Annotated in this window: 21 protein-coding genes; all 21 read right to left on the reverse strand. The window is 45.7% G+C overall.

The window, feature by feature from the left end; all coding sequences use genetic code 11:
- Positions 1-318 precede the first annotated feature (318 nt).
- A complete protein-coding gene (locus OP489_RS03540; RefSeq protein ID WP_266162983.1) occupies positions 319-783 on the reverse strand; it encodes a phage holin family protein in 465 nt (154 codons plus the stop codon).
- A 21-nt stretch (positions 784-804) separates the two neighbouring features.
- On the reverse strand, positions 805-1,761 hold the full coding sequence (locus tag OP489_RS12305) for an N-acetylmuramoyl-L-alanine amidase family protein (protein WP_323135416.1): 957 nt from the start codon (positions 1,759-1,761) through the stop codon (positions 805-807).
- Between the two features lie 109 nt (positions 1,762-1,870).
- On the reverse strand, positions 1,871-2,752 hold the full coding sequence (locus tag OP489_RS03550; RefSeq protein WP_266162984.1) for a hypothetical protein: 882 nt from the start codon (positions 2,750-2,752) through the stop codon (positions 1,871-1,873).
- A 15-nt stretch (positions 2,753-2,767) separates the two neighbouring features.
- A complete protein-coding gene (locus tag OP489_RS03555) occupies positions 2,768-3,745 on the reverse strand; it encodes a hypothetical protein (protein ID WP_266162985.1) in 978 nt (325 codons plus the stop codon).
- Entirely contained in the window at positions 3,745-3,879 is a 135-nt protein-coding gene (locus OP489_RS03560) for a hypothetical protein (protein ID WP_266162731.1), read from the reverse strand. Before OP489_RS03560 ends, OP489_RS03555 begins: the two co-directional genes overlap by 1 nt.
- Positions 3,879-4,238 carry a hypothetical protein gene (locus OP489_RS03565; protein ID WP_266162986.1) on the reverse strand — a complete coding sequence of 120 codons (360 nt, stop codon included), beginning with the start codon at positions 4,236-4,238 and terminating at the stop codon, positions 3,879-3,881. The genes OP489_RS03560 and OP489_RS03565 overlap by 1 nt, the downstream gene beginning before the upstream one ends.
- A gap of 16 nt (positions 4,239-4,254) precedes the next feature.
- The gene (locus OP489_RS03570; RefSeq protein ID WP_266162987.1) at positions 4,255-5,811 is read right to left on the reverse strand and encodes a siphovirus ReqiPepy6 Gp37-like family protein; all 1,557 of its coding nucleotides are present in this window, start codon (positions 5,809-5,811) and stop codon (positions 4,255-4,257) included.
- Positions 5,812-5,814: 3 nt separating this feature from the next.
- Positions 5,815-6,549 (reverse strand): phage distal tail protein, encoded by a 735-nt coding sequence (locus OP489_RS03575; protein ID WP_323135417.1) that lies wholly within the window; start codon positions 6,547-6,549, stop codon positions 5,815-5,817.
- Positions 6,550-6,661: 112 nt separating this feature from the next.
- On the reverse strand, positions 6,662-9,526 hold the full coding sequence (locus OP489_RS03580; protein WP_266162989.1) for a tape measure protein: 2,865 nt from the start codon (positions 9,524-9,526) through the stop codon (positions 6,662-6,664).
- Positions 9,516-10,145, reverse strand: a complete 630-nt coding sequence (locus OP489_RS03585; RefSeq protein ID WP_266162990.1) for a bacteriophage Gp15 family protein — start codon at positions 10,143-10,145, stop codon at positions 9,516-9,518. The genes OP489_RS03580 and OP489_RS03585 overlap by 11 nt, the downstream gene beginning before the upstream one ends.
- Positions 10,142-10,504: a DUF6673 family protein gene (locus tag OP489_RS03590; protein ID WP_266162991.1), complete on the reverse strand. Its 363-nt coding sequence runs from the start codon at positions 10,502-10,504 to the stop codon at positions 10,142-10,144. The genes OP489_RS03585 and OP489_RS03590 overlap by 4 nt, the downstream gene beginning before the upstream one ends.
- Before the next feature lie 27 nt (positions 10,505-10,531).
- Complete coding sequence (locus OP489_RS03595) at positions 10,532-11,044, reverse strand: phage tail tube protein (protein WP_266162992.1); 513 nt, start codon at positions 11,042-11,044, stop codon at positions 10,532-10,534.
- Between the two features lie 15 nt (positions 11,045-11,059).
- The gene (locus OP489_RS03600; protein ID WP_266162993.1) at positions 11,060-11,473 is read right to left on the reverse strand and encodes a hypothetical protein; all 414 of its coding nucleotides are present in this window, start codon (positions 11,471-11,473) and stop codon (positions 11,060-11,062) included.
- On the reverse strand, positions 11,473-11,880 hold the full coding sequence (locus OP489_RS03605; protein ID WP_266162994.1) for a minor capsid protein: 408 nt from the start codon (positions 11,878-11,880) through the stop codon (positions 11,473-11,475). Before OP489_RS03605 ends, OP489_RS03600 begins: the two co-directional genes overlap by 1 nt.
- Positions 11,877-12,299, reverse strand: a complete 423-nt coding sequence (locus OP489_RS03610) for a DUF6751 family protein (protein ID WP_266162995.1) — start codon at positions 12,297-12,299, stop codon at positions 11,877-11,879. The genes OP489_RS03605 and OP489_RS03610 overlap by 4 nt, the downstream gene beginning before the upstream one ends.
- A gap of 1 nt (position 12,300) precedes the next feature.
- On the reverse strand, positions 12,301-12,681 hold the full coding sequence (locus tag OP489_RS03615) for a hypothetical protein (protein WP_266162996.1): 381 nt from the start codon (positions 12,679-12,681) through the stop codon (positions 12,301-12,303).
- Between the two features lie 18 nt (positions 12,682-12,699).
- The gene (locus tag OP489_RS03620; protein WP_266162997.1) at positions 12,700-13,872 is read right to left on the reverse strand and encodes a phage major capsid protein; all 1,173 of its coding nucleotides are present in this window, start codon (positions 13,870-13,872) and stop codon (positions 12,700-12,702) included.
- A gap of 3 nt (positions 13,873-13,875) precedes the next feature.
- A complete protein-coding gene (locus OP489_RS03625) occupies positions 13,876-14,403 on the reverse strand; it encodes a phage scaffolding protein (RefSeq protein ID WP_266162998.1) in 528 nt (175 codons plus the stop codon).
- 196 nt (positions 14,404-14,599) lie between these two features.
- Entirely contained in the window at positions 14,600-14,803 is a 204-nt protein-coding gene (locus tag OP489_RS03630; protein WP_266162999.1) for a hypothetical protein, read from the reverse strand.
- Positions 14,793-16,349 (reverse strand): phage minor capsid protein, encoded by a 1,557-nt coding sequence (locus OP489_RS03635; RefSeq protein ID WP_266163000.1) that lies wholly within the window; start codon positions 16,347-16,349, stop codon positions 14,793-14,795. The genes OP489_RS03630 and OP489_RS03635 overlap by 11 nt, the downstream gene beginning before the upstream one ends.
- Positions 16,336-17,721, reverse strand: coding sequence for a capsid protein (locus OP489_RS03640; RefSeq protein WP_266163001.1), 1,386 nt, complete (start codon positions 17,719-17,721; stop codon positions 16,336-16,338). Before OP489_RS03640 ends, OP489_RS03635 begins: the two co-directional genes overlap by 14 nt.
- Positions 17,722-17,756: the final 35 nt, after the last annotated feature.

Genomic DNA, 17,756 nt, shown 5'->3' on the forward strand with positions numbered 1-17,756 from the left:
TGCCAAAAATCGAGGGGTTGTATTCATAAAGTATAACTTCAGGGAATCAACACTTCCAGGACTAAAACAATAAAAGTTTTATCTGGTTAAGAATGTACCTTTATGTTTGAAATCATTTTTAAGCAACCCATAATTATTATAACGAAAATGCCTTTATTGCGTTAATAATACTCTTAAATACCATAAAATGGAACACTTTATACAAAAATTCGTCATGATTCAACATAATTGAAATGGAGCAATTAGACGTATTAACAAAAAAATCCCCCAGTCGTCCTAATGAAAAGGATAGCTGGGGGATCGCTTTACTTATCTATATTATTTTTGATTGCTGGCATCATCCGGCACCTGAGAATCGACCTTGCTTTTTAGCATGGACACCAGCCGCCCTAAAAATCCAGGGAGCGGTACTCCAATATCTCCAATGTTCTCTAGGATGCTAATTAACTCGTTGCAGATCAACCAAACAGCTACTAGGGATGCAATCAGCATCGGAAGATGAATGGTCATGCCTAGTTTGTCACCTGCATAAACAAGAAGCCAGTCAAGCACGGCACCGACCGCCACCAGCAGCCACATGCAAACTTTTTTTGAAATTCCTTGAATCCCTCGATAGCTGCTAATCTTTTGGCCGCGCCTTGAAGCTGCCGCTAATCCGGTGACATAATCAATCAAATTGCAAATGACCAGTACCAGCATCGGCACGGCAAGTTCTCCAAGCCAGGACGCCAACACTCCCACGACGGCAGTAAATACCGCCTTCGTTTTTGTTAATGTATCCATTTTATTTTTTCTCTCCTCTTTTTATGCGACCGTCATCTGGAAACGGTCGATTGTATTGCCGTACTTCCCGGAAAATCCGTCCATACCGTCTCCGGTATTGTCGTCGATTTGTTCTTCATACCAGGACTGCAAATTTGGACTGACCTTGTAATGGGCGCAGCGGAGCGGGCACATGCCGGCAGGGGAGTAATAATATACCTCGATAGCGTCGATCTCTTGGCCGTTGCCTGCATATCCGTTGTTGTCGTCATTGATGTCGTATCCAGTTACCCACGGCAGCCAGTCACTGCCGCATACATGGACACGGTACCGGATGGCTCCCTGGGTTACACCGATTGCAACGTCTGTAATCTTGTGCCCCCGCACACCGCCAAAGTCGTTGTCGTCCCAAATTTCACTGAGCCAGCCGTCCTCTTTAGTGCGCACACGATAGGCAGCACTGACTTTTCCCGTATTATCAATGGGGGAGCTGGCAGCACTGACAATATCAGACGGAGTATTTCCTGACATATAGGACTGCACCATTTCTACAAATCGTCCCCAGCCGCGGTCAAGTGTCCGATGGGGGCAATACTTGTCCATATAATCCTGGTGTTTTGTGAGCCGATCAATGCCCCAGCCATACTTATTGAGGAGCATAGCCGCCAGCTGCGCACCGCTGCGCTCTGCGACGTCAAAACGTTCTCCACCGGATAAACTGTAGCAAATTTCAATCGCGATTCCCTGACGGTTTCCGGGGCCGTTTCCGTCGCCTGCATGCCAGGCATTCCGGTTTTCAGGAATTCCCTGCACAACTTCCTGGTCGTCAACTGCATAGTGGAAAGAGCATTCGTTGTTGTTGCCAATCATGTAAGCGATCTCGTTGCGTGCGGATGCGTCGTTATATGTATTATGGATTACGATGCGGGTTGGAGCCATGGGGTAGGGGCATTTGATCCCATATTTTTCGGGCGGGCAAAGCATTTGTATGATATCCATTATTCTGCATCTCCTTTTTCAGCTTCCTGGTGATCAATTTCTTTTTCAGCCTCTTTATAGAGGTCGTCAGTATAAATAACGACTTTGGTATCCATGATTTTCATCCTCCTTATTGTGTATCGTGCCTTTTCCCGCTTGCATCGTAAGCTGAGATCAAGACAAAGTGGGGCTTTCCGCTGCCGTCATAGGCAGTTACGAGTCCAACGTGTTTTTTCCCGGCTGAGTCGTACACCGTGATCACGCCTGATTTAACCTCCACGCCAATCCAGCAAATGGGGGAGGATGGATAAGATCCGTACCACTCGTGAACTTCCCAGACAGCGTAATACACCCAGCCTTTTTTAAAATTCTTATTGGCTTCTAATATCCGCTTGTAGTAATTGTCTTTACCGTACTGGTCAAGTATTTTGCTTGGCACCGTCTGGATACTTGTTCCGGATCCAACATACAGCCGCGCGCCGAGTCCGTCAGTAACCTCAAAATGGTCAAAGTTTGCATTGCCCTGCGTGCTGGATTTTGTCCACGATAACGTGATCGCCATCCCAATCGGAACTTGTGTTTTAGATACTTTGGCGGACGGGACACCGGCAGGATAATAAGGTCGTGCGGGAATTGTAAGAGTTCCATAAACCTCGCCGTTGTTGCCGGCAGGGCCGTATCCGTTGACCGTATCGCCCCAGTATTTCCCGAATACGGTAACATCATAATCACTGTCATTTCGGCTAAAGTCCCAGGAGCCTTCCACTTGCCCAACCCAGTTTCCGTTTCCACTGTAAATCCCTTCTCCGTCTGCGCTGTAGCTCTCAACGCCGCACTGCGTATGGACACCATATTCACTCATCCCGCCATTGATACAGGCAGTGGATGCATGTACATGTACCCGGGCAACGGTTTCACTGATAATTTCGACGGATGCGGATAAGTATGCTTGGGTTGTGCTGCTGCCCCAGGAATAGCTGTAGTCACTATTGCCGCCATACCATTCAGCCACCTAAATCACTTCCAATCATAATAGTTGAATATAAAAGCTGTTGGCGGCTGCAGTAGCAGGTGCTGCCGAAGTTCCCCAGTTAATGCCCATCGCGTGCAGACCATCTACACGGTTATTGCATCCGTGACCGCCGTTTGCGATTGGCAGCGGACCGGTTGTATTTCCCAATCCGGCCGCAGTCCGAAAAGCGGAAAGTGATTTCTGCCCGGTGCCACCTTGCTCCGGAGGGACAACACCATCACTGTTAAGTCCGGCGATTCCGTTTGCATGGCCTTTGCTGTCTGATATGGCGTTGATCAAATTCAGTAAATGCCCTGCCGTATCGCTGCCAAGTGTGTTTTTAATCCCTGCAAACCAGGTGTTAAAATTACTTTCCGACTGTGCGGTAAATGTATCGTACCAGTGTTTGAAATCTGCTTCGTTTGCTGTCTTTTTGTCAGCAAACCATGATTCCATCTGAGAGAGTAAAGTGTCTGTTTTTACCTGATTGATGACCCCTGTTACAAGGCCGCAGAGATTTGTATCCAGCCTGGTGTCCCGAATATTGGACTGCGTGATATTTGTAACTCCTCTGGAAAGACTGATTTCAGCGAGGCAAAGTTCATATATGTCTGACGTTCGCTCTAAAGCGGGGGCAGCCCCGTTAGATCCGGCCTTCACTTCGAAATGAATATCCCGGTCTATTTGATCCAGCTGTGCTACAATGCGGTATATCGTCGTAGCATCGGGGGTTGGGACGGTTAAAGTGCTGCTTCCCAAATCATATGCATACCAGCCGTTGATAAAAATATCTCCCGGCTTTAATGTCACAACTAAGCCGTCCCCGGCGACTACCTGAAAATTATCAGATGTCTTTCCATAAACACCGTTCGAAAGGAACATGGAATGATACCGTGCGAAGTATTGATCGTCAACAGCACGGTCGGAGATTGGAAGTCCGTCTGTTGTTTGTCCTGTTTTAATACCGGGAAAGATTCCGTATTTTAGTGCCATTATTTTTCACCCCCTGTAATTTCATCGGCTTCCGCCTGTGTCAGATTTTTCCCAATAAGAGAGTGAATCTGATCGACGGTAACGCGCCCTAGTTTATACTGAAGCATTAAAAAATTGGCGCTCGCACTCATCATTACGCATTACCTCCAATCATCTGGGACAACAGTAATTCTTCTACCGCCGCCAGTCGATCAGGAATAGTCGGCGTGCTTTTTTGCTTTTCGATGGCGGAAAGCTCTGCAGCGGTATAGGGGATATAGCGCTCTATATCCTCGTACGTGTCATAAGCGTCGCAGCCCAATATTCCTGGTACGTCAACAACTTTTTCTACATCTTTGCCGCCGTTTTCATATTCTTTTATAACTTCAATATGCGACTGCTCTGCAACAGCCGTCACGGCGTCATGGTGGATTGTCAGCTTATCTAATTCCAGATGGCCTTTCGTAAGATCCGGATTTAGAATTTCATTGCCATGCTGATCTAAAATTTTCATAACTTTTATTCTCCTTTTAAGACAACCGTTTCCACATATGAACACCAACATATGGAGGCATAATATCCATTGCTTTTCCACCTCCGCCTAAAGCTCCAATCCAATCAGTTGGATCGTTTACAAGATAATCTCTGGCTCGTACTTGTACGGTGCTGCCATCGTGATTATTGTCGACTGTATAATATCCGTGCGTATAGAGTCCTACATTGGGTAGATTGTCTTGCAAGATGGTTTTTGTTTTGCTGCCGCCGTAATATGTTCCATTTTTCATTTCATCTTGAGTTGAACCGTAAAGAAAAACATCTTCTTGCCGCATCCATGTGCCCCCTAAAAAAGAGGCAGGACTCACATTTTTAAAGGAAATATAATAAGTACCGACTGGAAAAACATATGTTAATAAGTCTGCTTTCGTTAAATAGCCTGTGGGAATTCCTTTTAAGTCTGAATATTCTCCGGAACGCGCAACTGGTGAAAGTTGTGGCGTTTCAGCACTTTTGCCGACTTCGTTTACCTCGCGTTTGACTTTTCCCAGTATGGTGGACGGAGATTTTCCAAGTGTGGGGGTAACGGTATGAGAGCCGTTCTCCCAGACTTCTTCGATCTCTTCCACTCGGGCAGTATATTTAATCCCGGTTTCCTGATCAATCACTGTTCCGAGATCACCTAAGTCATAATCTTCACGGTAAATCAGAGTGTTGGAAGTCAGCACCGAGAAATCAGCAGATTCCGCAATCGGATATTGGGCGAGCTTTTCTTTTCCTCTCTGAATGAGTTTTGCTTGGTATGTGGTATCGGTATCATCTTTTTCCCGCTGTAAATCGCGCGCATCAACCCAGAGTTCTTTTCTCGGGTTCCCATTTGTCTGGTCAACAGTCACGATAATACGGTCAGCATCTTCACCTTCACCAGCGACATATGCAAAGTTACGGTAATCTCCGGCACTGCGGGTATAAGTGGATAGGGAAGATGTTTCCTCTTCGTCCGAGAACACTGCGAGCGAGTGAACGGTTTGATTTTCTGTGCGGTCAAGCCCCTGCCATATTTCGGCGTACATTTGGTCATGAGGATAATCATACAGAATCCGGAATCCGCATTCCTGCGGTGTTGCAATTTCCCTGATTTTTGAAGGCAGATCGTCCCCTCGTGTCTGTACCGGTACCGGTGTTCCGAGGCCGTGCATTGTCCCAAGAGACAGCTTGGCTATTTTTCGTTTGCTGTCAGCCGGGGTGATGCAGTAGTTTGTGATCCATTCCCGCGCCCAAACTTCCGGCGTCTTGGTACCTGTGACGATGTCGGTAATTAAACGGCCGCAAAGGATATCCTCTAAGAAATGACCTTTTACAATGGTGTCGTGTTTCTCTTTATCGTAGGACACGTCTTGAATGATCCCGGTTTCCACCAGTCCCTTAGACCAGATGTATTCAGCTCCCATAAATAGCGGAAAATATTTTGGAGAACAGTGAAGCTCAAAATTTCCCGTTTCATAATATTTGCGGTCCCAGATTAAAGAAGAGAAATCATCAAGGGCACCGAGCTCTGCAAAATCAGCATTTAAGATAATTAGATCAAGCAATCTTTACACCCCCAAGTATTTTGCAGACCAGCGGGGATATACCTCTAAATTGGTATACCCATCATCCGCAGTATAAGAAAGTGTATTTTCTCCTTCCAAAATCTGAAAGAAGGTACTGGTGCGGTCTTTTTTCTGACTGATGTTGACCCCGTTTAATTCAATGCGTTTATTTCCGTGTTCGGTCGTAACGATTAAATGATCTCCGGCTTTCATGTTTACAATTACCCGCAAAAATTCCCCAGTGGTCAGATTGTCTATTCGTGGGTTCTTTACGACGTTTGTTGCGATAAATTCTATTTCGAGTCCGGTTGATACAGCGCCGGGATTTATGACAGTTAGTTCATTGTTGTATTTGCGGTATGCCAAAGTAAGATTTGCTCCTTTGAAAATCGAAAACGGCGTCAAAAGCATCGGCACTTTCCCGGCGATATTGTCTGAAAACTCATCCCCGATAAAATAGGGGTTGGGGCAGGTAAGTTCTACCATAAATTTCAAAGACTCAAAAAGAGTTTGCCGTTTGTCCTTAAAAGAAGTTATGCGATAAGCAATGTGACGAATGGTTCCCATAAAATTTATAGTCAGATTTCCAGGATGCTGTACAACGAAAAAGTCTTCCAACATATGACGTACATCTTCGGTACTATCATCTGATGGATAATCTGCCTCAATCGTAATTACACGAGGTTCCACCCGATATCCAATCACCTGGCTTCCATCATACTGAGCGTTTGCTTTCATATTTAAGGTAATATCTCCTGCCTCAATACCTTCTATGGATATCACCCTGTACTTTGTGTCGTCCCCCAGTACGAGCGTTTTATTGTTTGATTTTAGAGTTAGCGTTAATATATCAGTCATATGCTAGTTCCCTCTTTGCGCGTTTTACGGCTCTGGCGTGAGCCTGCGGAGTTTCAACCGGTTCATAGAAATTAAAGGTGTCGCCTCCAACGTTGTAAGGTTCATGGCTTCTGCCTTCTATAACTTGATAAGGGGTTCCGGCATTTGAAGCAACTTGACTTCTCATAACATTGTGGGATATTGATACAGCCGCCTGCAACCGAGACGTCATCCCAGTTAACTGCTTTTGCATGGATTCTGCAGCTTTTGGCATAGCTTTTTGAAAGCCGTTTGCGATACCAGGCGGCAGCCATGCGCCGACTTCGTCCTGCATGACACGAGACGGGGATCCGATATGCAATACGGATTTAATTCCATCAACAATTCCGTTTCCAAACCCGGATATTTTATCTCCTAACCATCCAACAGCGCCCGAGATGCCATTCCAGATTCCATGCACAATATCTTCGCCAATAGAAAGCATTTTTCCCGGTATTTGCTGAACAGTGTTGACAACTGCATCAAACAAACCCTGAGCGGCGTCTGCGCCTTGGCTGATTAGTGAGGATCCCCAGCTTCCAATATCGGAAATCACTTGACATAACCAGTTCCAAATATTTCCCGGGAGCTGGGAGAACCAGTCTCCAATGCTGCTGATTGTTTGAGATGCCCAACTGGTTGCCTCCGATAGGGTTTGAGAACCCCATTCTCCAATACAAGAAATAGCGTTGCATAAGAAATTCCAGATGTTTCCCGGTAACTGACAGAACCAGTCAATCACTGCTGAAATAGCGGAAGACGCGGCATTCACAGCAGCGTTATAGGTATTTGATCCCCATTGCTGCACATAAGCAACTGCATTGCATAGCCATGTCCAGATTTGCCCTGGAAGCTGCGCGAACCATTGAACGATCCCCATAATAATCTGCGGGAGTGTTACGGTAATCCAGTTCCAAATGGAAACGCCCATATTAATGAAAAATCCGATAATTTGTCCGATAGCAAACCCTATATTATAAGGAAGCTGTGCGAACCATGCGCCGATGAAAGCAATCCACGCGGGAATTGTGGTAGTAAAAAATTGAATGATTCCATTCCAGCAATCGGAGAAGAATTGTCCAACCTGAGTCCATAGTCCATTCCACCAGGCAGGAATCCCACTGAAAAACGCTACAAGGGTATTCCATGCAGCGGGGATCGTGTTGGTGAAAAACCCGCAGATTGCATTCCAAACGTTGGTAACAGATTCTCGGAATCCTTCGTTGGTGTTCCAGAGATAAATAATTCCGGCTACAATTGCGATGATGATTGCAGGAATTGGGTTTTGTGCAATAGTAGTGAATACGTTTGAAATCCCGGATCCAATTCCACTAAAGACAGTAGAAATCTTTGGACCAAGAGACTTTAACTGATCTCCCATCAGCATCCCGGCTATTTGAACTGTTTCAAATTTGTCCTTGATTCCGGAGCCGAAGGTCTTTGCTACACCTCCTAAAGTTTTAAAATCTGTTCCTGCTGTTTTTAACGGAGCAGATAATTTATGCAGCAGTCCACCCGCATCTGAAAACTTTTTAATTGCCTTTGTTGCGGTGTCAAAATTATTTACGATTCCAGAAAAGCCTTTAAAAGCGCCGATAGCTGCGACAACAGCGCCGACGAGAGGAGTTCCTACAGGGTGCTGTTTATTTAGAGCATCAAAGAAAGAACTTGCCAGACTGGCAGCTGCCTTTGCTAGTTCAGGGGCAGCCTGTATCAAACCATTAACTAATGATGTAATGAGCTGTGTTGCTCCAGATACGACTTGATCAGCATGATCCGATAAAGACTGTGCAAGGGATAAAATCAACTTTAATGCTAAGTTTCCGATATCGGGGAGTAGGTTAAGAATCCCTGTTGCGAGAGCCGAAATAATGGCAAAAGCAGAATTAGCAATCTGCGGTGCGTTGTCTGAAAGTCCCTGAACCAGTGTCTGAATTAACGACACCGCTAAATCTATCATTTGTGGCGCTTGTGCTGCTATCGCTGTGACTGCCTGCGAAAGTACATTTCCGAATGCAGAAACAACACCCTGAACGCCTCCGGCAGAGAATGCTTTTTGAAGCTGTTCCATCCAACCGTTCACCATCGGGAGGGCGGTGTCTTTCAATGAGTCCTGAAGACCCTTTGTAAGTTCTCCAAGAAATGAATGGACACTATCTTTCAAGTTGGAGAGCTGACCGTTAAAGGTCTTGCTTTGCGCCTCCATCGCACCATAGAATTCTCCACCTTCACTGGTAGCTGACTGGAAAGCTTCTGCAACCTCCTGCGCAGAAATCTTTCCATCCTCCATACGCTTTTTAAGATCGGTCATGCTTTCGCCGGTCTTTTTGGAAATCTCACGCAATGGGTTAAATCCGACGTTAACGCACTGCAGCAGATCTTGACCGGAAAGTTTTCCGGCACTGGAAATTTGAGCGAAAGCCAAGGTTAGTCCGTCAAATTTTGTTTTATCACCCTGAGAAATATCACCCAGCATTTTTAAATTTGGCATTACATCATCTGCAGAAGTTCCAAATGCGAGTAACGTTTGCGCGCCTTTTGCGAGATCAGGAAATTCGAATGGCGTATCAGCCGCGAACTTTTTAAGGTCTGCAACCATAGCACTGGATTTTTCCGCACTGCCCAGCATCGTCGTAAAGCTGGTGTTATACTGTTCCATTTGGGCGTTGTACTTAACGCCGGCTATAGCAGCTCCGGTTAGCGCTGTGGCTGCACCGCCAAGAATTCCGGTAACAGCTCCTAAGGATGATTTTGCAATCCCCCCGAGTTTAGAGAGTCCTTTCGAAAATCCGGAACTGTCAATTTTTGAGTCAATATTTACTGAGCCATCATAGGCCATGATGTTTCACCTCCTCACGTTTGTTTTTCCATTTCTCAGCTTCTGCAAATCTTGCTTTTACACGATCCTTAGCCATTTTTTCAGCTGCTGTAAGGGATAATTTTTCGATGCCTAAAGGTGTTAATTGGTATTTGCTTTGCTGCTCTTCATAAAATTTCTTTTCTTCGCCTTTGAGCTTTGAGCAGTCCATTGTTCGATATCCCATGATCTTTGAAATCCTGCAGTCTTCCGGTAATGCCTGAAAGAGCGCACAGAATTTCCACCAATGTAGATTTGCACTGTTTAAATCAATCGCATAGACCTGCATAAATGCGGCGTAGATCATAGGGGCATCAACTTCAAAATCATATGCCCGCTTTAACGACGTTCCCCCGGAGAATTCGGAATTGCTTTCCTTTGGTGGATGACCGCAGGAGTAATACCAAAGAAGCCCGTCAACGGCCTTTTTGAGGTCAGAGACGGGCTTCTTGTATAGGTAATTTAACGCAAGTGCGATTTTATTTTCATTCGGGATACTAGAATCAGCAAGCATAAGTTCAAACAGCACCATGGCGGAGAAGTTTGTCCGAATTGGGACTCCATCGATTTCATTAGGCAATTCATCAATTAAGAGATTCATTTTTTAGACGGATGACGGCGTTCAAGCCGGTTCGGACTATATTTCTGATATTTAGACATCAATCCGGACTCTTGCTTCTGTTTTTCTTCAACAAGACCAACAATTGCGTCCATTGCAATTTTGAGGTTCTTTTTTCCGAGGAGCACTTGATCGCCTGTTCCAACTCCAAAAATATTATCAAAACAGATTGAGACAATCGAGCAGATTTTTCGAATTGCTTCTGAGTCTTTGATTCCTTCTCCGTTAACATTATCCATAATTGATTTTGCATTCAGAATCTCGGTTTCAGCTTTTTCAGCATCATCTGCATCCATAAAATCCAAATCCAGCTTTACTCCGTTAATTTCAAACTCTGCCATAGTTGATTCCTCCAAATAAAATTATTTTTAAGATCCTGTAGGGGCCGTGTAAGTGTATTCGACCGGGGCTTCTGTAGAAGTCATTTCCACCTTAAACGTTGCATTTTCTCCGGCATCTCCCGTCTGCGTATCGGATGGGATGATAGTTACTTTTCCTTTTTCACCTTTACCGGTTAACATGTTGAAATACACGTACGACCGTACGACTGCGGCGCCGCGTCCAAACTGGATTGCGTGAGACAGGCAAAAGTCCTGAAAAGCATCTCCTGAATAGCGTGCACCCTCAACAGAGAATTTGCGCTGCGCACCGGTTTTGGTTGTCATTTTGCCGGTTCTGATGTAGGTATTGTCCTTTGTTTCGGAATCTACAGATCCTTCTGCCTTGTTGACTCCGATCTGTACAACCGAAAAATCGCCCACTGCACTTTCTGTGGCACCGGATGCAGCAGTGTCGATTGCCAGTACAAAATCATCGTTTCCGACGAAACCTTCATAATCGGACTTTGGAGTAACGTCCTTCATTAATTCGGAAAGTTTCAAAATAATTCCTCCTTTTTAATTTTCGTAATAAATAAGCCGACACTGAATCTGGTAGCGTGCCATTTCGGCATCTGAATTAAACAGATAACCGCTTGACTGTGCTTCGATTCGTATCGGCTTTTGATTTTCCATGCTAGGAAAATTCTTTATTTTGGTCTGCGTGTCCAGCCATTTGGCAAATTGCTCGTAAAATCCGCTGTTGGAAAGATTCTGAAGGGCATCTGGTCCATACGCTTCCCGGCTGCCAAAGGCAAATAAATACTGTTTAAGTGCCGGACCTCTAATATACTTTCTGATTACTGGATCACCCGTGATGGTGTCAATTGTATATTCACGGTTTTTTTCCGGCAGGTAATCGATGTTGATTTTGTTGTCTCCGAGAAGAGGACACGCTTTAAAATATTGGTATAGGCTTTCGATAATTGTCATTATCCACCTCCTGCAATCTTTTTGACGCCTCTTATCCAAGCGGATTTGTTCTGTATCTTTGATCGTTCAAACCACTTTGCACCGCATTGCGCGTCATAAACGCGGGATGTGGCAGTGTTGTAATACTGCTTTCTTGCGTATGGTGCGTTCCAAATCACATCTCCGGACCCGATAACAGTTCCAAGTTGTCCGGATTTCCTTAAAGCGCCGGATCGTATAGGAACGAATGGGGTAGTGGTGCGTAAAATCTCGCTGTCGAGAAATTTCTGTGCACGGCTGAAATCATTCGTCTTTTTGGATCCAAAGTCAGCAGACCATGTCAGCTTTGCAGTAACTTTTCCCGACTTGGTGGTGACAGTAACAATCTCACCGCGTGGAGTTGATACGACCAGATTAGGATTGCTCATTTTCCGTCAATCCTCCAGTGCTGCGCAGAAAGGGGACCGCGACGATTATCCTTCCACCCTGTTACGACAAAAACATTGCTGTATTTTTGTGTGATGTCGGATGCCTTTTTGATTTCATCATCGACCAGCCCCTTCACAACGATGTCACCGTTTTGAATCGTCCAGAATCCCGGTAGGGAGGACTTTTGTTTTGCTGAGTAATTTTCCGGAAGAATGAATTCAGCGTCACAGGGACTGGAAGAGACCGGAATACGAACGGTATAAGTGTTTGCAGAAAACAATCCTTTGTCCCCAACGGTTACGGCCTGGCCAGAACGCCAAGAGACCCCGGAAATCTGTGTGCGAATCCATTCGTCGAGTCGGGTTTCACGATTATACCATTTGTTGTAGATCGTGATATCTTCATTTGCCATCTGCATATCAGTCCGCCCCCGCATAGCGCAGAGGGTGGGAAAGAGGAAGGTACAGATTTACTGCATCCTCTTTCTGCACTGCATACTGGCTTTTAACAACTTGCATGGATTCATAGGCTTCGCTGTAGCCGTCGTTGCTGTATGATTTGATATCCTCATGCGATGTGACCTTTTTAGCTGCTGCATGTTCATTCAGTACGACATCGGCGACAGCGCACACTGCCAGTTTCACTTCATCGGGAATATCTTCCGTATGGTTCCACTTTAACCGCCAGTAAGTTAGTAGGTTAACGTACCCTTCGGCCTCTCTCTCAATAACTGGCCAATCGGCTTCCGATACGAGGGAACCGTGGTAGGTCCCCTGATAGTAAGCAAAATCTGCATACATGTATTTTCCTCCTTAAAATTAGGCGTTTGCAGGCAGTGTAATATCTTTTGTAACAGCCATACCCGCGACTGTGATGGTATCACTTACAGTGCGGTATCCGGACTTCTTGACCGTTACAGGATAAGTGCCGGCGCGGAGATTGTAAATTGCTGTGCCGTTGCTATCTGTCTTTGCGCGCGCACCGTCTACATCCACAGTGGCACCGGAAACAGCGGCAGGCGTTCCTGCGTTGTCCTTAACCGTTAAAGTTACTTTTTGATCCGTAAAAGCAGTAGACGGCTCCATGTAAGCGAACGGTACGGCGAGACGATCGCTGTCCAAGCGGGTTGCATAATTTGGCAGAGCCCAGCCGAGACGCATCACCACACGCAGGGCGATCATGTCCTGCTGCGCAAGGTTATAGACAATTTCTTTTGTGACAGGATCCTGGATAACGCCCTGGTCAAGAATTTTAACAGTGATGTCCTGCCGCATTGCGTAAACGGCCTGAGACCAGTCGCCGGCGACCATGAGCGCAACGGAATTATCAAAACTCCCGTTTACAGGGAAAGAAATTGGTGTGCCGTCCAGCGTATAAGGAGTTGCCGCTTTCATGTCGCTCATAAACAGCGGATGTCCATTTGTGTCTTTGATTCCGCGCAGAGCAGAACGAGTCTTGACGGAAGCAATAATTCCATTGACCATATGTCCGGTATCTTCAACTTTGGAAATCAGACCGCCGGTTCCGAGTAGAGTGTCGTATGTAATACCACCGGAAACGTTATTCCCAGCATTGCGTGCGCGGGTGATAATATCGGTCTGCCATTCGTCCGGACGGTTAATGCCGAAAGCGATTGCCTGATCAATCCGCAGTCCCATAGCTTCATTGACACGTGGGGTGACTTCTCCCATGATGTCGTAACTGGAATCGTCGAGGACTGCCTCCGGGATAGGAACAATGACGGCCAGTTCTGCGGCAGTCATGTAAACATTGTCCCATGCCTGCATGCTCGTCTGTTTAAAACCGTTGTCTCCATTAACCCAATATGCCATAGGCAGCATATCGAGAACTGGAATTTTAGTCTGCTTGCTGGTCATGTTCGGCATTTTGCGCATAAGCGGTAGCACCGAGGACTGTTTTGGAACGTCCTGAAAAATAGTTTGTGTAAGCTGCTCCTGAATTAATGCAGAAGCCTGTTCTCTTGTAATCATATGTTATTCCTTTCCGCCGCCCAGAGCTTCTCGCAGGGCGGCATTTGCTTTTTCATGATCTGTGAGTGTCCCGGTATTGGGACCGGGAGTGCGTGCTGAAAATTGCGGTGGCTTTTCATCAGACTCAAAAAGAAAGCCATAATCATTTTTGACATTATCAAGTTGCTCTTTAAGTCCGAGAATCGTATCGCCGTCGAGTTTCAGCGCATCTGTTTTAAGGTGTGCTTTTACTCCGGTTACGTCCTTGGCTTTTGCCGATTTTAGCGCATCGTTCAAAGCATAGTCGAACTTTAGAGCATCAACCTGTTTTTGAGCGTTTTCTGCGGCCGTGTCGGACTTTGTTTTCCACTCCGGATCATAACCGGTCAATTTTCCGTTGGCAGTATCCAGCTGCGTTTTGTAGTTATCACGCTCAGTTGTGAGTGTGCCGACGGAATTCTGCAGTTTCGTGATATCTTTTCCATGCAGAACCATTACTTGAGAAGCCTGTTCATCAGTTAAACCAATAGACGTGAGTTCTTCTGTTTTCATAATTTGTCCTTTCCTCATAAAAGCAATAACTAGGCGTTTTAAGTGGTTGCTGGCACTCGATTATTGCTTTCATGCTCTGCTTTATTAGGGCTGCAGATTGTCCAAAGATTAAAGGTATGAAAAAAGCAGCCCTCAAAAAGGCTGCCTGTTTCTAAAATTAGGCATAAAAATACCGCCGAGCAATACGCCGGGCGGTTTAATAATCGCGGAACGGACACTTTTTGCAGATATCCTTCCAATTGGGCTTTCTCTTATACTTGGCGGGAATAGCTGATTCGATGACTTCCTGATTTTCCATGCAGTCAATATCCTCAATCCAATCATCGACGAGAGGGCATTTTACCTTTTCGGCTATCCCGTTTTCATCCGGTATATATTCCACATCACCGTTATAAGCCATTTTTCAAAATCACCTCCAAAATTGCTTTTGTATTATCATCATATTGTTTCGCAGAATACGCGGTACGAATTAGTGATTCGAGAGCGTTAACATAAGTGGTTCCATCAACGCCATAATAGCGTTCATATTTCCCACCCCACACCGTAACCGATATTTTAGCATCATGTACCCATTGGATAGCCTGTTCCCTTGTAACATCATGTTTACGTTGCAAATTAATATGCTTATCATCAAAGGAAAGAGAACCAGTATTAATCGGCTTCGGTATTAAATGGATTTTTGCGGTCTTGGGAAGGTTCCCAGCGGTACGAATCTCCTCTTTTATTATATCCTTTTGCCGCTGAATATCAACTTTTTTATTGACCCAAACGGCCTTACTGGATTGACTGTGACTAAATCCGAGAACCTGTTCCAGGTTTCGCTGGCGCTCAAGTCCCGTCTTCTGCGTAAAATCTTTCAGGATCGATTCCTGCTGTTTAAGCTTTATTGCTGCAGAGTTAAACTCCTGCTTCATGGCTTTTGCAGTGGCTTCGTCTTTTGCGGATTTTACCGCCTCATCATATCCGGCTGCCTGCCGCTTGCTGTCACGAACAGCGCGTTCCATTGCTCGCTGTCGTTGGGTAGCATCGTAATAGCTCATTTTAACGCCTTGATATTCGACGGTCTTGTTCTTGTATTCATCCAACTTTTGCTTTGGATAAGCGGATTCCGATATTCCTTCAAAATATGGGTAAAAGTTGTGCCGGCAGTTCCAACCGCAAAGGCCGTCCCCATATCCATACCGTGTGTTTTCCACAAAGTCAGGGTATTTCCGATTGTTTCCCGATCGGCTGAATACTTTGCCCTGCCAGACAGCATGTTCCGGGCGTGCGCCGATATGCGCTGTTGTTTCCACGAGATCACAGCCCATGTCATCGGCATAAGCAAGACTTATCTGTGCCGATGTTTGATTGACGCCGGTCATTACAGCGCGGCGGGTTGCAACATCCAAACGGTCATGATGGCCGGTAGGATACGTGATCCAGTTTCCGCCGTCAATAGCAGAACGTACTGCATTGCGAATCGCTGTCGTATAATCAAAAGCCCCGCTGTCAACCTGCATTTCTGCAATCGTTGCGGCATGGATATAAGCTTGCTGTGCGCCGCTGGCGGTCGTCTGAGTTAGGTTCTGCAAATATCCGCTTGTCTTTACCAGACCAGCATTCAAAACCTGTTGTGCTGCGGGTGACATGGCAAGCGGAGGAGGAGAAAGACCGGCTGCTGTGTAAATGGTACGATCATAGTTGACAGCCTCCACTCCGAAGTCCTGAAATAACGCGCGGACTTGTGATTCTGAAGCTCCGCTGAATTTTGAAACTTCGGCGATTACCTCATTGTAAAGAAGGCCGGAGTTCTGCACTCTATCAATCTGCCAGGCCGCTGTATCTGTAATGCGCCTGGTTTTCATGATGCGCCGTACAATATCGCGTATGATGAGCTGATCAAGCTGACTGTACAGATCAACAATATCATCTGCGGCGTGTTCAAGATACTCAGGTGGCAGCATTGTTATCACCAGACTGTTGTTTAAAATCAAACGGATTACTTAAATTGCTGGCAGCTTCATTTGCAATCTCTTTGGCATCCTTTTCGGTATAGTGCTCAAACTCAACCAAATAACGCCAGAACGGGAATTTCCCAGCGGTAACATACTGCCAGTACATTTGCTTTCGCTGCTGTGGATCGTTGACGATACTGTCATCCCAATCATAGGCAGTCTGGTAACTTCCCTGCGGCGCTAATTGATACAGCGTCGCAAGTTTATCCATGGAATAAATAAGATCGTCCAGAGCACTTTGCAGGGACTTCTGAATATCCCGCACGGTAGAGAAACTGCGCTGCTTTGATGCCTGAATTTCTGTTGCGGTTTTAGCAACATCCTGTGGATCAGATAGAGTTCCATAGGCAAGCCCACACTGCATTTCAATCTGCTTGAGCATGGTATTCATGCCGCGCGCAAGACTTTCGTCTCGCAGTTGAGGTGCAAAGATTTCATAGAATGACTGATCCTGTGCACGAACACTGTGTCCGCGATACAAGCGTTTATCGCGTTCCGGCATTTTAATGCTGCCGTCTGATTGGGTCTGCAGTAAATCATCTGCTACATCAATAGCCAGTTCGCCGCCTTTAAACTCCCAGAGATATCGGCCGTATTGCGCGTCAAAATCCCGTATTGTCTCCACTGCGTCTGCAAAGACCGAAGTTCCAAGCGGGGAATGCCTGTCCTGCCGGTTTGCCTGTGGTACTCGGAAATAGGCAAACAGAGGACGATCAATCTCTTTAATCTGCATATCCGGGGTAAGCTGCGCCCATTCCGGCACATCGGACAGGGCAATAGGTGTTCCGATGGATTCGGAAGAATGACTTTCGAATGCTCGGTTTTGAATTGTATAGGTTCCGTTTGAGTATTCATGATGCTCTGCACGAGTGAAAATATTGTTTTTACGCTTGATTTGCTCAACAAATACACAGCCGGTCATTTTCCCAGAAGTGTCAAATGAGGTAGGAAAGAAGTCGTCTCCCTGCACTGAATCAATCACAATCTGGTTATTACTCACATATGGTTTAAATACAATGCCACCCAGGGCGCATCCAAATTCTATATAAGTGCGGATATCAATTAGAAAGTTTTTGATCTGCTCTTGCAGAAAGTCTGCACGCGGGGATCCGGTTATATCAACTTCCATCTCCAACGTAACCAGCCTGGCAAATTCAGAAGAGATAATGACGGGCAATTTGCAGCTGTGCAGTCCTGTCTTTGCATTGCACCACGGACCACCATCTTCATACATTCGCGCCCAAAGATCAATGGCTGCACTCATCTTTTCAGACATCATCACGTCTTGCTCGGTATTTTGATCAAATATCTGATTGAGCATTGATCTAATCCATTTTAATAGCTTTTTGAACATTA

The sequence above is a fragment of the Caproicibacterium sp. BJN0003 genome (genome assembly GCF_026314295.1).
In the GTDB taxonomy this organism is placed as follows: domain Bacteria; phylum Bacillota; class Clostridia; order Oscillospirales; family Acutalibacteraceae; genus Caproicibacterium.

Coding starts and splice junctions, on each gene's coding strand:
- OP489_RS03540 (WP_266162983.1), bottom strand. CDS start 783: ATGGATACATTAACAAAAACGAAGGCGGTATTTACTGCCGTCGTGGGA.
- OP489_RS12305 (WP_323135416.1), bottom strand. CDS start 1,761: ATGGATATCATACAAATGCTTTGCCCGCCCGAAAAATATGGGATCAAA.
- OP489_RS03555 (WP_266162985.1), bottom strand. CDS start 3,745: ATGGCACTAAAATACGGAATCTTTCCCGGTATTAAAACAGGACAAACA.
- OP489_RS03560 (WP_266162731.1), bottom strand. CDS start 3,879: ATGATGAGTGCGAGCGCCAATTTTTTAATGCTTCAGTATAAACTAGGG.
- OP489_RS03565 (WP_266162986.1), bottom strand. CDS start 4,238: ATGAAAATTTTAGATCAGCATGGCAATGAAATTCTAAATCCGGATCTT.
- OP489_RS03575 (WP_323135417.1), bottom strand. CDS start 6,549: ATGAAAGCAAACGCTCAGTATGATGGAAGCCAGGTGATTGGATATCGG.
- OP489_RS03580 (WP_266162989.1), bottom strand. CDS start 9,526: ATGGCCTATGATGGCTCAGTAAATATTGACTCAAAAATTGACAGTTCC.
- OP489_RS03585 (WP_266162990.1), bottom strand. CDS start 10,145: ATGAATCTCTTAATTGATGAATTGCCTAATGAAATCGATGGAGTCCCA.
- OP489_RS03590 (WP_266162991.1), bottom strand. CDS start 10,504: ATGGCAGAGTTTGAAATTAACGGAGTAAAGCTGGATTTGGATTTTATG.
- OP489_RS03600 (WP_266162993.1), bottom strand. CDS start 11,473: ATGACAATTATCGAAAGCCTATACCAATATTTTAAAGCGTGTCCTCTT.
- OP489_RS03605 (WP_266162994.1), bottom strand. CDS start 11,880: ATGAGCAATCCTAATCTGGTCGTATCAACTCCACGCGGTGAGATTGTT.
- OP489_RS03610 (WP_266162995.1), bottom strand. CDS start 12,299: ATGCAGATGGCAAATGAAGATATCACGATCTACAACAAATGGTATAAT.
- OP489_RS03615 (WP_266162996.1), bottom strand. CDS start 12,681: ATGTATGCAGATTTTGCTTACTATCAGGGGACCTACCACGGTTCCCTC.
- OP489_RS03620 (WP_266162997.1), bottom strand. CDS start 13,872: ATGATTACAAGAGAACAGGCTTCTGCATTAATTCAGGAGCAGCTTACA.
- OP489_RS03625 (WP_266162998.1), bottom strand. CDS start 14,403: ATGAAAACAGAAGAACTCACGTCTATTGGTTTAACTGATGAACAGGCT.
- OP489_RS03630 (WP_266162999.1), bottom strand. CDS start 14,803: ATGGCTTATAACGGTGATGTGGAATATATACCGGATGAAAACGGGATA.
- OP489_RS03635 (WP_266163000.1), bottom strand. CDS start 16,349: ATGCTGCCACCTGAGTATCTTGAACACGCCGCAGATGATATTGTTGAT.
- OP489_RS03640 (WP_266163001.1), bottom strand. CDS start 17,721: ATGCTCAATCAGATATTTGATCAAAATACCGAGCAAGACGTGATGATG.